We start from the raw sequence: 17929 nt of genomic DNA, 5'->3' as shown, positions 1-17929 counted from the left end.
GTCACGGACGGCACGGACGGTCCGCTCCACAACCGGTGATCATACGGGGCGGGCGGACGCCGCCCGCCGCGTCACACGGTCGCGTTGTTCCCCGCCAGACCGGCGAGGTTCGACGGGTTGCGCAGCCCGGCCGGGTCGACCGCCTTCTGCGGGCGCCGGGCACGCAGCTTGGCCAGCAGGCTGCCCTCCGGCCGCTCGGCCAGCGCCGAGGTGAACCGGTCGAGGAAGATCGCCACGATGACGACGGCGAGCCCACCCTCGACGCCGGTCGCGATGTCGAGCTGGGTGACCGCGCTGACCACCGTCGTGCCCAGCCCGTCGGCTCCGGCGAGGCCCGCGACGACCACCATCGACAACGCCAGCATGATCACCTGGTTGACGCCGGCCATGATCGACGGGAGCGCCATCGGCAGCTGCACCTCGCGCAGGATCTGGCGGGGGTGGGCCCCGAAGGCGTGCGCCGCCTCGACGACCTCGCCGTCGACGCCCCGGATGCCCAGCTCGGTGAGCCGCACCGCCGGCGCGATCGAGAACACGATCGTCGCGATGACGCCCGGGACCACGCCGATGCCGAACAGCAGCACCACGGGGATCAGGTAGACGAACGCCGGGACCGTCTGCGCCAGGTCGAGCACCGGTCGCAGGGTCCGGCTCGCCGCGCGGCTGCGCGCGGCCCAGATCCCCAGCGGTACCCCGATGACCACCGCGATCAGCGCCGCGACGAGCACCAGACCGAAGGTCTCCATCGTCTCGGTCCACAGGTCGAACGAGGACACGAGGAGGAAGCCGAGCAGGGTGAACACGGCGAACCCGACCCCGCGCACGAGCAGCGCGAGCGCGACCAGCAGCACCAGCCAGACCCACCACGCCGGGGTGGTGAACACCGCGGTCACGGCCTCGACGACCGCGGTGATCACGACCCCAATGGCGTCGAGCACGACGCCGGCGTTCTGCAGCAGCCAGAGGATGAAGGCCTCGACGTAGCTCCCGAACTCGAACCTGGGCATCAGGCGTTCCTCCCGTCGGCGGTGGCCTCGTCATGGGTCGACAGCGCGGCGAGCACGGCACCCCGCGGGACCACCCCGGTGAGCCGGCCGTCGTCGACCACCGCGAGCGGGACCGGGTTGCGCCCGACCTGGTGCAGCAGGTCGATCAGCGGCCGGTCCGGTTCGGTGGTGCGGTACTCCTCGACCAGCGCGGACCGGTCGATGCCGGTGGCGTTCCGGCCCGCGGCGTGGCCGAGCCAGTCGTCGCGGACGACGCCGAGGATGCGCTGGTCGTCGTCGACGACGTAGGCGCCGGTCGCCTCGGCCTTGCCGAGCCGGACCAGCACGTCCGCCGGCCGCTCGTCGAGGGTGACGGTGATGCGGGCAGCCCGGATCACGTCGGCGGCGGTGAGGACGCGGCTGCGGTCGACGTCGGAGACGAAGTCGGCGACGTAGTCGTCGGCCGGGGACGCCAGGATCTGCGGCCCGGTGCCGACCTGGACCAGCCGGCCGTCCTTGAGCAGCAGGATGCGGTCGCCCAGCAGCATGGCCTCGTTGAGGTTGTGGGTGATGAACACGATCGTCTTCTTGAGGTCCCGCTGCAGGCGGACGAGCAGCTGCTGCATGTCGCGCCGGATCAGCGGGTCCAGCGCGGAGTAGGGCTCGTCCATCAGGAGCACCTCGGTGTCGCTGGCCAGGGCCCGGGCCAGCCCGACGCGTTGCTGCATGCCACCCGAGAGCTGACCCGGCAGCGCGTCGGCGCGGTCGCCGAGGCCGACCTGATCCAGCGCCCACTCCGCCTTCTCCCGGCGGGTGCGGGCGTCGACGCCGCGGATCTGCAGCCCGTACTCGGCGTTCTGCGCGACGGTGCGGTGCGGCAGCAGCGCGAAGTGCTGGAACACCATCGCGATCCGCTCGTTGCGCAGGGTCCGCAGGTCGGCGGCGCCGAGGGAGCCGAGGTCGCGGCCGTCGACGGTGATGCTGCCCGAGGTCGGCTCGATGAGCCGGTTCAGCAGCCGGACCAGGGTCGACTTGCCCGACCCGGACAAGCCCATGATCACGAACAGCTCGCCGTCGGCGATGTCGAAGGACACGTCGTGCACGGCGAGCGTCGCGCCGGTGCGGCGCTGGATCTCCGACCGGCCGAGACCCTCGCCGGCCAGCCGGACGGCCTCGTCGGCGGCGCGGCCCTCGCCGAAGACCTTGGTCAGGTTCCGTACCTCGATCATGCTCCCGCTCCCACCCACTGGCGGACGCGGTCCGGGTGCGCGGCCACGTAGTCCCGCGCCACCGCCTCCACGTCCTCGTTGTCCACGTCGACCCGCTGGAGCATCTGCTCGACATCGGCCAGCGGCAGCTCGAACCGGCGCAGCATCGACGCGAACCCGGGGCTGGTGCGCGCCAGGTCCGGGCTCGCCGCGGTCCAGGCCGAGTACGCCGGCATGGCGCAGGCACCGTCCCCGGTGGTGTAGCAGTCCTCGCGCGCCGGGGTCGGCTCCGTCAGCTTGGTCAGCGCGAGCTCCTCGAAGATGTAGTGCGGCCGGTACAGGTAGACCAGGATCGGCTGGCGGCGCTCGTAGGCGCGGCGCAGCTCGGCGATCTGCGCGGCCTCGCTGGAAGTGACCTGCTCCAGGTTCAGCTTGTACCCGGCGAGCCGCTTGGCGTTGTACTCGGTGGTGAGGAAGCTGGGGTCGGAGTCGACGAGCCGGTCGCCCAGGGCGTCGGCGTAGTCGTTCAGCTGGGTCACGCTGGTCAGCCCGGCCAGCGGCTGGCCCGGCTCGACCGCGTAGCTCGGGACGTACCAGCCCTGCTCGGCGCCGGAGTAGGTCGGGTGCACCAGCTCGATCCGGTCCTTCGCCTTCGCGGCCAGCTCGGACTGGTTGGGCATCGCGACCTCGGACAGGGCGTCGACGTCGCCGCGCTGGGCGCCTGCCCACGCCGTCGCGGGTCCGACCTGGATGGTCTTCAGCCGGCCGACGCCGAGCTCCGGGTGGGTCGCGACGACCTCACCGAGGATGGCGTTGGTCAGCTTCGCCGCGCTCCACGGGAACTGGGCGAGCCGGACGGTCGGACCGTCGGCACCGGCGGACGCACAGCCGGATGCGGCCACCAGCACCGCGAGCAGCGCGGTGACCAGGCGGACCGTCCTGGTCCGGGGTACGGGAACGGGCGGATCGGCCACGGGGGCACGTCCTCTCGGGGGTCGTCGGCTCTCCGCGTCCCGATCGGCTCCAGGACACGCGGGCGGGGGTCAACGACAGGCGGACGACCACATCCGGCACAGGTCGACGTGCAGCCGCGACGTCAGCCGGAGGTCGGGAATCACGCGAACGACCCTTCACGACCCTTCCGGACGGCGCAACAGCGGGCACTACGATCGTGACGTGTCTGCGACGTCGCTGCTCGAACTGGACGGTCTGCGCCACGAGTACTCCGACACCGGCGATCCGGGCGACGGCCGCGCACCCCTGCTGTTCCTGCACGAGGGACTCGGCTCGGTCGGGCTCTGGCGGGGCTTCCCCGAGCGGATCGCGGCGGAGTCCGGGCGCCGGGCCATCGCGTACTCCCGGCTCGGGCACGGCCGCTCCGACCGGCCGCGCACCCCGCGGACCACGACGTTCATGGCGACCGAGGCGACGACGACCGTCCCGGCCCTGTGCGCGGCCCTCGGCCTGGAGCGTCCGATCCTCGTCGGTCACTCCGACGGCGGCACGATCGCGCTGCTCGCGGCCGCGGCGATGCCGGCGAGCGGGGTGGTCGTGCTCGCCCCGCACGTGCTGACCGAGCCGTTCGCCCTCACCGCGATCCGGGCGGCCCGCACCGCGTTCACCGAGGGTGACCTGCGCACCCGGATGGCCCGCCACCACGACGACCCCGACACCACGTTCCACGGGTGGAACGACATGTGGCTGGCCGAGGAGTTCACCTCCTGGGACGTCCGCGACGCGCTGGCCGGGATTACCGCGCCGGTGCTGGGTCTGCAGGGCGACGACGACCCCTACGGCAGCATCGTGCACGTGCGCGCGGTGGAGGAACGGGCGTCCGGGCCGGTCACGGTGACCGAGCTGCCCTGCGGGCACGCACCCCACCTGGAGCTCCCCGACGAGACCACCGCCGCGATCACCAGGTTCCTCCACCCCCTCCCCTGACCCCCGCGCTCCCGCGTCCGCGCGCGGATTCGCGGTGCGCGCGCGACGCGACGCGCGCGGGGGCCGGTTCCGCGCGCGGACGCGCGATCACGGCGGCGGGGTGGCGGTCCAGGCGGTCCAGCGGGTCGGGGTCAGGGCGACGACCGGCCCCTCGGGGGGACGGGCGGCGTAGGGGGCGTACCGGTCGGCCAGTGCCGCGACGGCGCGGGAGTGCAGGTCGCCGTCGTCGTGGATCGCGGCGGTGGCGTCGAGGCGGACCCACCACAGTCGGGTCCAGTCGTCGTCGTAGTGGTCGGCCAGCAGCGCCACCCGCGGCTCGACCTCGATGTCGCGCAGCCGCGCGAGCCTGCGGTGCCGTTTGGGCTTGACGTCGTCGACGGCCGACACCACCAGCCCGTCGACCAGGGCGAAGGTGATCGGCACCAGGCGCGGGGTGCCGTCGGTCGCGCGGATCGTCGCGAGCCGCGCCACCCGCGCGCCGGTCAGCAGCGCGCGGGCGGCGGTCTCGTCGAGGGAGGGCACAGCGGTCAGGCCGCGGGGACGGCCACGCGCACGGCGAGCAGCTGCGCCAGGCAGGTGTCGCGGCGCTCGTGCTCGGCGAACCCGGGGGCCGTGCAGAGGAACAGGGTGCGGCCGTCGTCGCCGCCGAGGGCGCAGGCGTACGTGCCGACCTGCCCGGTGGACACCTCGCCGTCGACGAGACCGCCGGGCCGGACCCGGATCGCGCGGTTGCCGATGGCGTCGGCGACCCAGATCGCGCCCTCGGCGTCGGGGACGGAGATCCCGTCCGGGGCGACGGTCAGCTCGGCGATGGCGTCGGACGGGTCGTCGGCGGCCGACGGCGGACCGAACAGGGCCCAGTCCCGGCGCGGGCCGAGCGTGCCGTCGTCGCCGATCGCGAAGGCGGACAGCCGGTTGCCGAAGGTCTCGGCGACGACGAGGTCCCCGCCGGTCAGTGCGGGCCCGTTCGCGAAGTGCAACGGCTCGCTCGCGACCGACACGGTGCCGTCGGGCGCCACGCGCAGCAGCGGGGCCGCGGCGCGCGGGGCACCGTTCATCAGGTCGAAGCCGAAGGTGCCCACCCAGAGCCCGCCGCCGTCGTCGACGACCATGTCGTTGAGCAGGTGCTCGGTGTGGCCGGACAGGTCGGCGTGGGTGACCAGGGTGCCGTCGGACTCGCGGCGCAGGATCCGCCGGTCGCGCATGGACACCACGAGCAGCCGTCCGTCGGGCAGCCAGCCCAGCCCCGACGGCTGCTGCGGCACCTCGGCCTCGGTGCGCAGGTCCGACCCGTCGGCGCGGGCCGAGAGCACCCGGTGGGTGTAGAAGTCGCTGAGCCAGATCCTCCCGTCGTGCCAGCGTGGGCCCTCGAGGAAGGACATGTCCGACAGCACCGTCGACAGCTCCGCCATGGTGATCAGTCTGGCCTGCCGGGAATCGGGACGCCAGCACAGTCGTTGACCGTGCAACAACCACCGACCGTGGAGGTCCCGATGCCCGCCGTCTCCGTCGCCGACGTCAGCGCCCTGCCCCGCGTGCCCGTTCCGGGCCCGACCGACCTGGACCGGGGCGTTCGCAGCGTCACCACCGCCCCGCGCGGCTACGAGGGCGAGGGCTTCCCGGTCCGCCGCGCCTTCCAGGGGGTGGACCTGCGCGACCTCGACCCGTTCCTGCACATGGACCAGATGGGTGAGGTCGAGTACGCCCCGGGCGAGCCGAAGGGCACTTCCTGGCACCCGCACCGCGGGTTCGAGACCGTCACCTACATCATCGACGGGACCTTCGAGCACGGTGACAGCCACGGCGGCGGCGGGACGATCACCGACGGCGACACCCAGTGGATGACCGCGGGATCGGGCCTGCTGCACATCGAGCGCCCGCCGGAGTCGCTGGTGCGCAGCGGCGGCCTGTTCCACGGCCTGCAGCTGTGGGTGAACCTGCCGCGCGCGGACAAGTGGCTGCCGCCGAAGTACCAGGACCTGCGCGGCGGCGAGTCCGCGCTGGTCGCCACGCCCGACGGCGGCGCACTGCTGCGGGTGATCGCCGGTGACGTCGCCGGCGTGTCCGGGCCGGGCTCGACGCACACCCCGATGGCGATGGTGCACGCCACCCTCTCCCCCGGCGCGCAGCTGCGGCTGCCCTGGCCGCGGCCGTACAACGCGCTGGTCTACGTGCTGTCCGGGGCGGGCACGGTCGGTGCCGACCGGCGCCCGGTCCGGACCGGTCAGCTCGCGGTCTTCGGGCCCGGGGACCTGATCACCGTCGAGGGCAACACCGCGCAGGAGGCCCGCCACCCGTCGCTGGACGTCGTGGTGCTGGGCGGGCAGCCGATCCGTGAGCCCGTCGCCTGGGCAGGGCCATTCGTGATGAACACCCGCGAGGAGGTCCAGCAGGCGTTCGAGGACTACCAGCGCGGCCGCCTCGGCGTGGTGCCGTCGGACTACGTGCCGCACGGGTCGCTCCCCGGCTCGTTCAACTGACGGGTTGAATACGAGCCGTCCCCGCGCTACGGTCTGTTCAACCGCGAGGTTGAACGAGGAGGAGACGTGGAGGACCGGCTGAACCGGGTCTTCGCCGCGCTGGCGGACCCGATCCGGCGCGACATGGTGGCCCGGCTGGCGACGGCCGACGCGACCGTGAACGAGCTGGCCGAGCCCTACGACGTCTCCGTGCAGGCCGTCTCCAAGCACATCCGGGTACTGGAGGACGCCGGCCTGGTCCGGCGCAGCCGGCAGGCCCAGCGCCGTCCGGTGCACCTGGAGGCGGAGGTCTTCGACCTGATGACGGCCTGGATCGAGCGGTACCGGCGGCAGGTGGAGGAGCGCTACGCGCGCCTCGACGCCCTGCTCGCCGAGGAGACCGCGCCCACCGAGCACGAGGAGACGGCATGAGCACCACCGGCACCCGCGGCACCGCCATCGACACCGTCGAGGACCTGCCCGCCATCCGCGTCACGCGGGAGTTCGAGGCACCGCCCGAGCGGGTCTTCCGCGCCCACGTCGAGGTGGACGAGGTGCGACGCTGGCTCGGCCCGCGCAGGCTGCGGATGACCGTGGACCGCTGGGACGCGGTGACCGGCGGCGGCTACCGCTACACCCACGCCGACGACGACGGGGAGTACCGCTTCTTCGGCTCGTTCCACGAGGTCCGGGCCCCGGAGCGGATCGTGCAGACCTTCACCTTCGAGGGCTTCGGCGACAGCGTCTGCCTGGAGACGATGACGCTGACCCCGCTGCCCGGTGACCGGACCCGGCTGGTCGCGGAGTCGCTGTACGACTCCTGGGCGGCCCGGGACGCGATGCTGGCCTCGGGCATGGAGGTCGGGGTGAACGAGGGCTACGAGCGACTCGACGAGCTGCTGGCCTCGCGGTAGGCCGCCGGGGTCAGCCCGGTCGCGCGCTTGAACACCTGCCCGAAGTGCGACGGACCGCGGAACCCCCACCGCGACCCGATCGCCGCGGCGGGCACGTCGGCCAGCGCGGGGTCGGCCAGGTCGCGCCGGCACATCTCGACCCGCCGCGCGCGGATCCAGGCCGCGGCGCTCGTCCCGGTCCCGGCGAACAGGTTGTGCAGGTGGCGGGCGGAAACGAAGTGCGCGACGGCGATCCCGGCGGGGGCGAGGTCCGGGTCGCCGAGGTTCGCCTCGATGTGGGCCTTGATCCGGTCCAGCAGGTCGCAGTGCGGGGCGGGTTCGACCCCGGCCACGCTGCGCAGCAGCACCCCGACCAGGTCCACCGCGTGCCGCACCGCGACGGCGGCGTGCGGCCCCATGGCGAGCCGGTGGGCGTCGAGGTGCCGCAGGGTGTCGCACACGTAGCCGGCCAGGCCGGGACCCGCCTCGAACGCCGTGCCCGCCACCCCGGGGAGCGGCTCACCGCGGGGCTCGACGCGGTCGCGGGGGAACCGCACGCACAGCGCGCGGAACGCCCCGTCCGCGGTGGGCGTGCCCGGACGGGCCGGGTCCAGCAGCGCCCACCGCCCGGGGACCAGCGGCTCGCCGTCGCCGAGCAGGGCGCTGCCCGCGAGTGCCACGACCAGGACGAGACGGTCGTCGCCGGGGGCGGGCAGGTCGCCGGTGACGGTGGCGAACTCGACGCCGTCCGGGCCGGGAGCCGGGCCGGAGTGGGTGGGACGGTCGGCGACGGTCGTCATCGGCGGCTCCTGGTCGTGCTGGTGGCCGCCCCCAGCCTAGTCACGCAGCAGCCGCCCGCGGGCCGCGGCGGGCGTGCACTCCGACGACAGCGGTCTGCGCCCGTCGGCGATGTGCCGCGGCCGCGGCGTTCCTAACGTCTCCGAACGTGGCTCATGTCGAAGGCTCGCACCATGTGACCCTGTCCGTCGCCGGCGCCCAGGAGGACGTCGACTTCCACACGAAGATCCTCGGCATGCGCTTCATCAAGCGCACCGTGCTGTTCGACGGCTCGCTGCCGATCTACCACCTCTACTACTCCAACGCCGACGGCGACCCGTCCAGCGTCGTCACCACGTTCCCGTGGGCGCAGGCCGGCCAGTTCGGCACCCGCGGCACCAACCAGGCCCGCGAGGTGCTGCTGTCGGTGCCGGACGGCTCACTGGACTTCTGGGCGCAGCGGCTGCGCTCCCACGACATCGAGGTCGCCGACGTCGAGCGGTTCGACCAGCGGCGGCTCGCGTTCGCCCACCCGTCGGGCATCGAGTACCAGTTCGTCGCGAACGCCGCCGACCCGCGCCGCGGCTACGAGGGCAACGGGGTCTCGGCCGAGCACGCGATCCACGGCATCCACGGTGTCGGGGTGCACATGACCACCCCGGACCGGATGGTCGAGTTCGCCGACACCTCGTTCTTCGCCCAGGGCGCCCCCGCCGAGGACGGCGACGTGGTCGGGCTCCGGATCGGCGACGCGAAGGTCGGCAACCACCTGGAGATCACCGTCAACCGCCGCGACGACCAGGGCACCTGGCGCTACGGCGCGGGCACCTACCACCACTTCGCCTGGAACGTGTCCGACCTGGCGAACCAGGACGCGGTGAAGTTCGACATCGAGGGCGCCGGCTACACCGACATCTCCGAGCTCAAGGACCGCAAGTACTTCAAGAGCGTCTACGTCCGCACGCCGAGCGGGGCGCTGTTCGAGCTGGCCGTCACCCACGAGGAGGGCGGCTGGACCTGCGACGAGTCGCCGCACGAGCTCGGCACCCGGTTCCAGCTGCCCGAGCAGTTCGAGGACCGGCGCGAGGAGATCTTCGCCAAGCTGGAACCGATCGAGGGCTGATGACCACCTGGGGGGACCCGGACGCGCCGCTGGTCGTGCTCGCCCTGCACGGGCGGGGCCGCGACCCCGACGACATGCGGGCCACCGCGGCCCGGTTCGGGGACGTGCCCGCCCGGTTCGTCGCGCCGGCGGCACCGGGCGGCAGCTGGTACCCGAAGCCGTTCCTGGAGCCGTTCGACGAGAACCGGGACGCCCTGCTGCGCGCGCTCGACGTCGTCGACGACCGGCTGGCCCGGCTGGCGGACGACGGTGTCGGCCGGGACCGGGTCGTGCTGTGGGGGTTCTCCCAGGGCACCTGCCTGGCCGCGCACCACCTGCTGGTGCGCGACCCGCGCCCGTGCGCCGGGCTGGTGCTGTTCACCGGCGGCTTCGTCGGGCCGGACCCGGTCCCGGCGCCGCCGGGCGGCTCGCTGGCCCCGACGCCCGCGGTGCTGCGGTCGATCTCGCACGACCCGTGGGTACCGGCGCACCGGGTGGAGGAGACGGCGTCGCTGCTGGTCGCCGGAGGTGCGCGGGTGGACCTGCGGATCGACGACGGCGACGAGCACGTGATCACCGACGAGGCGTGCGCGGCCGCAGCGGGACTCCTGCACGCGGTCGCTGTCGGGGGTCGCCTCTAGCGTGGGGGTGTGTTCGTCGTCCACGCCCTGCACTCCCCCGCCCGCGGCGTCCTGCTGTGGGCGGAGGACGGCGAGCGCACCCCGCGCACCGACCGGCGGTCGCTGCGCACGGCGCGGCCGCACCCGTTCGCGGTGCCGTCGGACGAGCTGGGCGCGATCCATCCGGGCAAGCCGGCGTCGGTGACGGTGCTGCTGCCCTCGCAGCCGTCGGGCCCGCAGGACTCCCCCGGGCTGGTCCGCTCCCGGCCACGTACCCGGAGCCGGGCCACGCCGACGCTGGCGCCGTGGACGGTGCCGGCGGTGGTCGTCGACCCCTCCGAGCTGACCGACCCCTCCGACGAGGTCCGCTACGGCGCCGGGTTCGCCCATCTCGCCGACCTCGCCCGGCTCGCCGAGGAGCTCGCGGCGCGCGGCCGGGTGCTGCCGGTGCTGCTGACCGAGTCCGGGCGACCCGCGGCACGCTGGCGCCCGGTCGTCCAGGGTCTCGACGCGGTGGCCCGCGCGGACCTGGTGCGGCGGCTGCCGCCGGTCGCGCGGGCCGAGCAGCGGCGCCCGGGCGACGTCGCCGGGCAGGACCCGGACGCCCTGGTCGACGCCGCGCTGGCCCGGTTCACCGACGCCGCGGTCCGCGAGCGGCTGGGGCGCAGCGCCGCGATGCCGCTCCCGCTGCCCGCCCGCGCGGACGCCCCGGCGGCGTTGCTGCACGCGCTGACCGGGCCGTCGGCCGACCTGCCCGCGACCGGGGCCGGGCTGCAGGCGCTGCGCGAGGCGCTGTCGGTGTGGGAGGACGTCGGTCGCGAGCAGCCCGGCGCCGCCACCGCCCTGTTCCGGCTCGCCGAGGTGTCCACGCTGCACGACCCGGCGGACCCCGGCCCGGACCTCGACGACCAGACCGGTGACGGCACCCGGTGGGAGCTGCACTTCGCGCTGCGCTCCACCGAGGACCCGAGCCTGGTGTTCGACGCGGCCGGGGTGTGGGCCGGCGAGGCCGACGCCCTGGTCGCCGGCGCGCAGGACGTGCTGCTGGCCGAGCTGGGGCGGGCCGCCCAGGTGCTGCCCGGGCTGGTGCCCGCGCTGCGCCGGGCCCGGCCGACCGGCCTCCCGCTCGACGTCGCCGGCGCGCACCGGTTCCTCACCCGGGACGCGCCGGCGCTGCTGGCGGCCGGGTTCGGGGTGGCGCTGCCGCGCGGCTGGGACGGGCGCCGGCCCCTGGGGCTGCGGCTCTCGGCGTCGTCGGCCCCTGCGCCGGGGGTGATCACCCGCGGCGGGCTGGGGCGCGACGAGCTGGCGGAGTTCCGGTGGTCGCTCGCCGTCGGTGACGAGGAGCTGGGCGAGTCCGAGATCGCCGCGCTGGTGGCGGCGAAGGCACCGCTGGTCCGCCTGCGCGGGCGCTGGGTCGCCGTCGACGCCGAGGCGCTGGCGCAGGGGCTGGACTTCCTGCGTCGCCACCGGGACCGGCCGCCCACCGTCGGGGAGGTGCTGGCCGCGGCCCGCGGCGACGCGGACGCCCCGCTGCCGGTGACCGACGTGTCCGCCCGCGGGCACCTCGGGGCGTTGCTGGAGGGCACCGCCGACCAGGCGCTGACGCCGGTGCCGTCCCCGCCGGGGTTCACCGCGACGCTGCGCCCCTACCAGGAGCGCGGGGTGGCGTGGCTGGCGTTCCTGTCGTCGCTGGGGCTGGGGGCCTGCCTGGCCGACGACATGGGGCTGGGCAAGACCGTGCAGCTGCTGGCCCTGGAGGCCCACGACCGCGCCGGTGGGCCGACCGGCGCCCCGACCCTGATCGTGTGCCCGATGTCGATGGTCGGCACCTGGCAGCGGGAGGCCGCGACGTTCGCCCCCGGCCTGCGGGTGCACGCCCACCACGGTGCCGCCCGTCCGCGCGGCGACGCGCTGCACGCCCGGCTCGGCGCGGTGGACCTCGTCGTCACCACCTACGCGACCGCGACCCGCGACGCGGAGGACCTGCGGGCGTGGCGGTTCCACCGGCTCGTCCTCGACGAGGCCCAGATGATCAAGAACGCGCACGCGGCGGCGTCGCGCACGATGCGCTCGTTCGACGCGGGCCACCGGGTCGCGCTGACCGGCACGCCGATGGAGAACCGGCTGGCCGAGCTGTGGTCGGTGATGGACTTCCTCAACCCGGGGGTGCTCGGGGTCCCGGAGGTGTTCCGGCAGCGGTTCGCGGTGCCGATCGAGCGTCACCGCGACGCCGGGACCGCCCGCACGCTGCGCCGGATCACCCGGCCCTACCTGCTCCGGCGGGTCAAGACCGATCCCACGGTGATCGACGACCTGCCGGAGAAGATCGAGATCGTGGCCGACCACCGGCTCACCCAGGAGCAGGCATCGCTGTACCGGACCGTCGTCGACGACATGATGGAGAAGATCGAGGACAGCGACGGCATCGAGCGCCGCGGCAACGTGCTGGCCGCGATGACCAAGCTCAAACAGGTCTGCAACCACCCCGCCCAGCTGCTGCACGACGGGTCCCCGATCCACCGGGCCGGCGGGCGGCACCGCTCGGGCAAGGTCGCCCGGCTGGAGGAGATCCTGGAGCCGGTGCTCGCCGCCGGGGACCGGGCGCTGCTGTTCACCCAGTACACCGAGTTCGCCGCCATGCTGCGCCCGCACCTGTCGGCGCGGTTCGACACCGAGGTGCTCTACCTGCACGGCGGCATCCCGAAGAAGCGGCGCGACGAGATGGTCGCCCGGTTCCAGTCCGGGGAGGGGCCGCAGCTGTTCCTGCTGTCGCTGCGCGCGGGCGGCACCGGGCTCACGCTCACCGCGGCGAACCACGTGATCCACCTGGACCGGTGGTGGAACCCGGCGGTCGAGGACCAGGCCACCGACCGGGCGTTCCGGATCGGGCAGCGGCGCGCGGTGCAGGTGCGCCGGTTCGTGTGCCCGGGCACGGTCGAGGAGCGGATCGAGGAGCTGGTCACGTCGAAGCGGTCGCTGTCGGACATGGTGGTGACCGGCGGGGAGGACTGGCTGACGTCGCTGTCGACCGCCGAGCTGCGCGAGGTGTTCGCGCTCGGCTCCGACGCGGTGGCCGATCCCGACGAGGACACCGGAGACGGCGATGAGTGACCGGCCGTTCTGGGCGCAGGAGGACTTCACCGGTGGGCCGCCGCGCCGTGTCGAGGGCGGGATCCGGATCCACGCGACGAGGGGCGCGGTCGCCCGGACCTGGTGGTCGGGGCGGTTCCTGGCCGTGCTGGAGCGGCTCGGCGTCGGCGGGCGGCTCTCGCGTGGCCGCAGCTACGCCCGGTCGGGGCAGATCGTGTCGCTCGACGTCGACGCGGGCGCGGTGGTCGCGCTCGTCCAGGGCACCCGGCCGCAGCCCTACCGGGTCCGGATCGGGCTGCGGGTCTGGGACAAGACCGAGTGGCGGCGCGTGGAGGAGGCCCTGGCCGCCGACGCCTGGTACACCGCGGCCCTGCTGGCGGGGACCGTGCCCCCGGAGATCGAGGAGCTGCTCGACGGCCTGGGGCTGTCGCTGTTCCCGGCCGAGGGCGCCGACCTCTCGCAGGACTGCTCGTGCCCGGACCACACGGTGCCGTGCAAGCACCTGGCCGCGGTGTTCTACGTGCTGGCCGAGCGCTGCGACACCGACCCGTTCACCCTGCTCACGCTGCGTGGACGAGACCGGGACGCGCTGCTGGAGCGGTTGCGGGCCGAACGCGACCGCACCGACGGCCCGGCCGCACCGGCCGGGCCGGTGCCGCTGGCGGACCTGCTGGACCGCTTCTGGGAGGGAGCGCCCGGGTCCGCTCCCCCGCGTCCGCCGGACACCGGGCCGGGTGCGGTGCTGGACCAGGTTCCCGAGCCGCCGCTGCGGGCCGGCGGCGGGCGGCTGACCGACGCGTTGCGGCCGGTGTACGAGGCGCTGGCCCACCCGGACGCGTGAGGAGCCGGGCGGAGCAGCTGTTCGCGCTGCCCACCGCGGAGACCGACGAGATCCGTGCCCGACATGACGCACCGCAGACGGGAGGCCGGGATGCGTAGTCCGTGGACGGCCCTGCGCACGTCGCAGGAGCAGATCAGGAACGAGACCGACGAGCGCGCGGAGCTGGTGCAGCTGCGACGGCGCTGCCTGGAGCTGCAGGCGGTGGTGGTCGCCGGGGGGCTCGGCATGGTCACCCTGCTGGGCCGCCCGCTCGGACTGCGGGACGCATCGGGGGCGACCTGGTCCGGTGCCGTGCTCGTACTGGTAGCAGCCCTGCTCGCCGTGTGGCTGGTCGCGCGGGCGATCGGCCGACGGCGGTACGGGACGCACGTGACACCCGAGCGGGATCGTGCGGAGACCCTTCACGCACTGCTGCTGCTGCCGCTGTTCGTGATCGTCGCCGGGGCCGCCCACTGGTGGGTGGGTGGCGACCTCGCCGACACGGGTTTCTACGTCGTAGTGCTCGCCATCGCCATGGGTGCGGAGCTGGGGCTGCGTCTGTGGTTGATCCGGAAGCCCGCCCCGGGCGACGACCGAGCCGGAGAAATGTGAGGGCCCGGTCGCCGTGGTCGAGCGACCGGGCCCTCGTCCCGAACTGACGCGCCGCTCCCACCACGAAGCGACACGTGAAACTTAGCCAAGGCTTACCTATGTTGTCAACGGCCTCCACCGGATTCCCCCGGCAGCGCTGCCGAACGACCGACGAGCCGGCCGTGCCGTGGCGCGCGAGCAGGCCCGAGCCGACGCTCGTGACCTCGCCGTACCCGCCGGGGGCGCCGTGACACCGGGGACGTGGACACCGAGGACGTGAAGACCGAGGCCGCAGCACCGGCGACACGGCACCGGCGACACGGCACCCGCACGGACCCCGGAACGCGGGACGGCCCGGCCGCTGTGGTCGATGCGGCCGGGCCGTGTTTCCCGAACTGACGCGCCGCTCCCACCACGAAGCGACGTCCTGAAGTTAGCCTAGGCTTACCTCAAAAGTCAAGAGCGGCGCGCGGATCCGGGAGGCCCTCAGCCGGCGACGGCCCGGGCACGGGCCGGGTCGAGGCGGCCGGTGGACCCGGTGTGGCGCTCGAACCAGATCGTCGTCAGCGGCGGGATGCTGGCGAGCAGCCCGATCACCGTGGTGCGCAGGTCCCAGCGGAACAGCCGCGCGGTCCACAGCGTGACGAGCACGTAGGCGATGAACAGCGCACCGTGGATCGGCCCCATGACCTGCACCCCGACCTCGGTGGTGGCCAGCACCCACTTGACGAACATGCCGATCAGCAGACCGGTCCAGGACAGCGCCTCGGCGATCGCCACGGCACGGAAGACCTTGGCGACGAGGGACGGGTCGTTCATGACGGGGGCTTCCTCCAGTCGGGCGGGACGTCTGGCGTCCACTCTGCCGTAGTCCCCGCCCCACCTTCTACCGGGTGTCGAAATACACGTCCCGCGATGAGATCCGGCGCCGTGGCCGGTCGGAGTGGGCAGGGGCCCCGTCCGTGGGGCGCCGACCCGACCGGAGGTGGCATCCGTGCTCGATCTCGCCCCGACAGCCCGCGCCGTGGCCGACGTCGTCACGGGTGTCCGCGACGACCAGCTCCACGACCCGACCCCGTGCGACGGCATGTCCGTCGCCGCCCTGCTCGACCACCTGCACGGTCTGGCGTGGGCGTTCCGGGTCGCGGCGCAGAAGTCCCCCGAGGCCGCGGGCACCGCGCCGAGCGCCGATGCCGCGCACCTCGTCGCGGACTGGCGCACCGCGATCCCGGCCCGGCTCGACGCGCTGGCGCAGGCCTGGCGCGAGCCGGCCGCCTGGGAGGGGTTCACCGCGGCGGGCGGGCTGGACCTGCCGGCCGACGTCTCCGGGGTCATCGCCCTCGACGAGCTGGTCCTGCACGGCTGGGACCTCGCCGTCGCGACCGGGCGCCCGTTCACCCCGGACGACGACGCCGTCGCCGCCGTCCTGGAGTTCACCAGCGCCATGTCCGCACCCGGTCAGGAGGCGTCGCGGGAGGGGTTGTTCGGACCGGTCGTCGCGGTGCCGGCCGACGCGCCGCCGTTCGACCGGGCGCGGGGCAACAGCGGTCGGGACCCGCGCCGGGGCCGCTGACGCGGGTACCGTCGACCGGTGTGGTGGCCTCCCCGCACGGCAAGGTCCGCATCGGCGTCGGCTCGGTGGGGCTGCGCACCACCGACCCGGGCTCGGAGTTCGACGAGTTCGTCGACGCCCTCGACCGCGCGGGCGTCGACTCGCTGTGGCTGCCCGACCTGGTCTCCGCCCCCGGCGTCGACGCGCTGGTCGGCACCACGTGGGCGGCCGCCAGGACCCGGACCCTCAAGGTCGGCACCGGCGTCACGATCCTGCCCGGCCGCAACCCGATGCTGCTCGCGGCCGAGCTCGCATCGCTGGCGGTGCTGGCGCCGAAGCGGATCCTGCCGGCGTTCGGCTTGCGTGCGGCGACGCCGTCGGAACGCCAGCTGTTCCCCGTCCCCGGCACCCGGGCCGCGGTGTTCGAGGAGTCCCTGGTGGTGCTGCGCCGGCTGGTGTCCGAGGAGACGGTGACCCACCACGGTGAGTTCTTCACCCTCGACGACGCGTCGGTCGCACCACGCCCGACCCGCACGCTCGACCTGTGGCTCGGCGGGCGTGCCGAGGTCGGGCTGCGCCGGGTCGGCCGGCTCGCCGACGGCTGGCTGGGCAGCTTCCTCACCCCCGACGAGTCCGCCCGCGCCCGCACCGTGATCGAGGCCGCCGCCCGCGACGCGGGCCGGGCGATCGACGACGACCACTACGGCACGAACGTCACCGTCGTGCTGCCCGGCGACGGGTCCGACGCCGCCGCCGAGCAGGCGCTGCACCGGGCCGCCCAGCAGCGGCCCGACGCCGACCCCGAGCAGCTCGTCGCCCGCGGGTGGGACGGTGCCGCCGAGCAGATCCGCCGCCACGTCGAGGGCGGGCTGACCAAGTTCGTCGTGCGCCCCGCCGCCCCGGCGCGGGACTGGGCCCGGTTCCTCGACGAGTTCGTCGCCGAGCTGGGGCCGCTGGAGTCCGGGTGAGGCTTGCTCCTCCCCCGACGGGAGGTCCCACACTGCGACCATGTTGAGCATCGGGGAGTTCGCCCGGATCACCGGCCTCACGGTCAAGGCCCTGCGGCACTACGACGAGCGCGGCCTCATCAGGCCGACCCGGGTCGACCCGTTCACCCGGCACCGCTCCTACGGCAACGGACAGCTCGCTGACGCCGTGCTCGTCGCAGCCCTGCGCACGGCGGACACGCCCCTGGAACGGATCCGAGCCGCCCTGGCCTCCCCGGCCGACGCCCGCGCGGTGGTGGCCGGGTTCCGCTCCGAGCTGGCCGCGGCCCGAGCCGCACAGGACGCCGCCCTCGCCGCCGCGGAGGTCTTCGTCGACGCGTTCGCCGACCCCGGTCCGGTCGTCGAGCGGGACGTCGACGCCCGGCACTGAGGTGTTCTCAGTAGCGGGGTGGCAGGTCGTGGCGACACGCCGAGGGTGGTGAGATGAGCGGGAACGGGGCAGGACCCCGGTAGATCGGTTCGGTCCAGCACAGATCGACACCGTCACCGAGGTCCTGCATGTCTGATCCTGTCACCTACACCGCTGTCCTCCCGATCGGGGAGCGCACCGTGGCCTATCTGGCGCGGCTCCTGGTCCTTCAACGCCGTCGACGTGGCACCCGGCGGCGGGCGTTGACCCCGTTCGCCCAGGCAGTGCTGGTGATCCGCTGGTTCTGTGATGCTACCCGGGTCCGATGTTTGGCCGGTGACAACGCGATCAGCACTGCAACGGCCTACCGTTACCTGCACGAAGGCATCGACGTCCTCGCCGCGGCCGCACCCGGCCTGCACGGAGCCCTGCTCGCCGCCCGCACAGCCGGGCACACCCACGTGAATCTCGACGGCACCCTGATCGCCACCGACCGGTGCCGCGCGCTCGGCCTCACCCCCGGGGTCGACC

At 74.2% G+C, this 17929-nt stretch carries 19 protein-coding genes and 1 pseudogene; 13 read left to right on the top strand and 7 right to left on the bottom strand.

Annotated features, from left to right (window positions below; translation table 11 throughout):
- Positions 1-71: 71 nt before the first annotated feature.
- The 3 genes from Ae331Ps2_RS21915 to Ae331Ps2_RS21905 are packed head-to-tail and all read right to left on the bottom strand — an operon-like array spanning position 72 to position 3168.
- Positions 72-1007 carry a proline/glycine betaine ABC transporter permease gene (locus Ae331Ps2_RS21915; protein ID WP_075306742.1) on the bottom strand — a complete coding sequence of 312 codons (936 nt, stop codon included), beginning with the start codon at positions 1005-1007 and terminating at the stop codon, positions 72-74.
- Complete coding sequence (locus Ae331Ps2_RS21910; RefSeq protein ID WP_075306743.1) at positions 1007-2215, bottom strand: glycine betaine/L-proline ABC transporter ATP-binding protein; 1209 nt, start codon at positions 2213-2215, stop codon at positions 1007-1009. Before Ae331Ps2_RS21910 ends, Ae331Ps2_RS21915 begins: the two co-directional genes overlap by 1 nt.
- Positions 2212-3168 (bottom strand): glycine betaine ABC transporter substrate-binding protein, encoded by a 957-nt coding sequence (locus Ae331Ps2_RS21905; protein ID WP_075306744.1) that lies wholly within the window; start codon positions 3166-3168, stop codon positions 2212-2214. Before Ae331Ps2_RS21905 ends, Ae331Ps2_RS21910 begins: the two co-directional genes overlap by 4 nt.
- A 202-nt stretch (positions 3169-3370) precedes the next feature.
- Here Ae331Ps2_RS21905 and Ae331Ps2_RS21900 point away from each other — a divergent pair, with 202 nt between their 5' ends.
- On the top strand, positions 3371-4135 hold the full coding sequence (locus Ae331Ps2_RS21900) for an alpha/beta fold hydrolase (RefSeq protein ID WP_075306745.1): 765 nt from the start codon (positions 3371-3373) through the stop codon (positions 4133-4135).
- An 87-nt stretch (positions 4136-4222) separates the two neighbouring features.
- Here the strand turns inward: Ae331Ps2_RS21900 and Ae331Ps2_RS21895 are convergent, their stop codons facing one another.
- Together Ae331Ps2_RS21895 and Ae331Ps2_RS21890 are read right to left on the bottom strand one after the other, a co-directional pair.
- Positions 4223-4657: a TIGR03668 family PPOX class F420-dependent oxidoreductase gene (locus Ae331Ps2_RS21895; RefSeq protein WP_075306746.1), complete on the bottom strand. Its 435-nt coding sequence runs from the start codon at positions 4655-4657 to the stop codon at positions 4223-4225.
- Positions 4658-4662: 5 nt separating this feature from the next.
- Positions 4663-5547: an SMP-30/gluconolactonase/LRE family protein gene (locus Ae331Ps2_RS21890; protein ID WP_075306747.1), complete on the bottom strand. Its 885-nt coding sequence runs from the start codon at positions 5545-5547 to the stop codon at positions 4663-4665.
- Positions 5548-5628: 81 nt separating this feature from the next.
- On the opposite strand from Ae331Ps2_RS21890, the gene Ae331Ps2_RS21885 reads away from it, so the two are divergent.
- From Ae331Ps2_RS21885 to Ae331Ps2_RS21875, 3 genes are all read left to right on the top strand, one after another.
- The gene (locus Ae331Ps2_RS21885) at positions 5629-6615 is read left to right on the top strand and encodes a pirin family protein (RefSeq protein ID WP_043279172.1); all 987 of its coding nucleotides are present in this window, start codon (positions 5629-5631) and stop codon (positions 6613-6615) included.
- 66 nt (positions 6616-6681) lie between these two features.
- Positions 6682-7026, top strand: a complete 345-nt coding sequence (locus Ae331Ps2_RS21880; RefSeq protein ID WP_075306748.1) for a helix-turn-helix transcriptional regulator — start codon at positions 6682-6684, stop codon at positions 7024-7026.
- A complete protein-coding gene (locus tag Ae331Ps2_RS21875) occupies positions 7023-7508 on the top strand; it encodes an SRPBCC family protein (RefSeq protein ID WP_075306749.1) in 486 nt (161 codons plus the stop codon). The genes Ae331Ps2_RS21880 and Ae331Ps2_RS21875 overlap by 4 nt, the downstream gene beginning before the upstream one ends.
- On the opposite strand, the gene Ae331Ps2_RS21870 is transcribed toward Ae331Ps2_RS21875, so the two are convergent.
- A complete protein-coding gene (locus tag Ae331Ps2_RS21870; protein WP_075306750.1) occupies positions 7472-8287 on the bottom strand; it encodes a helix-turn-helix domain-containing protein in 816 nt (271 codons plus the stop codon). The genes Ae331Ps2_RS21875 and Ae331Ps2_RS21870 overlap by 37 nt on opposite strands.
- 173 nt (positions 8288-8460) lie before the next feature.
- Here Ae331Ps2_RS21870 and Ae331Ps2_RS21865 point away from each other — a divergent pair, with 173 nt between their 5' ends.
- The 5 genes from Ae331Ps2_RS21865 (at position 8461) to Ae331Ps2_RS21845 (ending at position 14511) form a co-directional block, all read left to right on the top strand.
- Positions 8461-9387 (top strand): VOC family protein, encoded by a 927-nt coding sequence (locus Ae331Ps2_RS21865; protein ID WP_249265338.1) that lies wholly within the window; start codon positions 8461-8463, stop codon positions 9385-9387.
- A complete protein-coding gene (locus tag Ae331Ps2_RS21860) occupies positions 9387-10007 on the top strand; it encodes an alpha/beta hydrolase (RefSeq protein ID WP_075306752.1) in 621 nt (206 codons plus the stop codon). The genes Ae331Ps2_RS21865 and Ae331Ps2_RS21860 overlap by 1 nt, the downstream gene beginning before the upstream one ends.
- A 9-nt stretch (positions 10008-10016) precedes the next feature.
- A complete protein-coding gene (locus Ae331Ps2_RS21855; protein ID WP_075306753.1) occupies positions 10017-13100 on the top strand; it encodes a DEAD/DEAH box helicase in 3084 nt (1027 codons plus the stop codon).
- A complete protein-coding gene (locus Ae331Ps2_RS21850) occupies positions 13093-13920 on the top strand; it encodes an SWIM zinc finger family protein (RefSeq protein WP_075306754.1) in 828 nt (275 codons plus the stop codon). The genes Ae331Ps2_RS21855 and Ae331Ps2_RS21850 overlap by 8 nt, the downstream gene beginning before the upstream one ends.
- A 90-nt stretch (positions 13921-14010) precedes the next feature.
- The gene (locus Ae331Ps2_RS21845) at positions 14011-14511 is read left to right on the top strand and encodes a hypothetical protein (protein WP_139318743.1); all 501 of its coding nucleotides are present in this window, start codon (positions 14011-14013) and stop codon (positions 14509-14511) included.
- A gap of 465 nt (positions 14512-14976) precedes the next feature.
- Here Ae331Ps2_RS21845 and Ae331Ps2_RS21840 read toward each other — a convergent pair whose 3' ends face one another.
- Positions 14977-15309: a DUF3817 domain-containing protein gene (locus tag Ae331Ps2_RS21840; RefSeq protein WP_075306756.1), complete on the bottom strand. Its 333-nt coding sequence runs from the start codon at positions 15307-15309 to the stop codon at positions 14977-14979.
- A gap of 175 nt (positions 15310-15484) precedes the next feature.
- Between Ae331Ps2_RS21840 and Ae331Ps2_RS21835 the strand changes: the two genes are divergently transcribed.
- The 4 genes and pseudogenes from Ae331Ps2_RS21835 to Ae331Ps2_RS33490 all read left to right on the top strand — a co-directional run.
- Positions 15485-16063 (top strand): TIGR03086 family metal-binding protein, encoded by a 579-nt coding sequence (locus Ae331Ps2_RS21835; protein ID WP_170918286.1) that lies wholly within the window; start codon positions 15485-15487, stop codon positions 16061-16063.
- Between the two features lie 20 nt (positions 16064-16083).
- Positions 16084-17010 carry a TIGR03854 family LLM class F420-dependent oxidoreductase gene (locus Ae331Ps2_RS21830; RefSeq protein ID WP_249265572.1) on the top strand — a complete coding sequence of 309 codons (927 nt, stop codon included), beginning with the start codon at positions 16084-16086 and terminating at the stop codon, positions 17008-17010.
- A 40-nt stretch (positions 17011-17050) separates the two neighbouring features.
- Complete coding sequence (locus tag Ae331Ps2_RS21825) at positions 17051-17419, top strand: MerR family transcriptional regulator (protein WP_075306758.1); 369 nt, start codon at positions 17051-17053, stop codon at positions 17417-17419.
- 128 nt (positions 17420-17547) lie between these two features.
- Positions 17548-17929, top strand: a pseudogene (locus Ae331Ps2_RS33490) (IS5/IS1182 family transposase); the annotation flags it as partial.

It is taken from the genome of Pseudonocardia sp. Ae331_Ps2, assembly GCF_001932405.1.
GTDB lineage: Bacteria > Actinomycetota > Actinomycetes > Mycobacteriales > Pseudonocardiaceae > Pseudonocardia.
The sequence above is the reverse complement of the archived record's forward strand: the minus strand, read 5'-3'. Positions and strand labels throughout refer to the sequence as shown.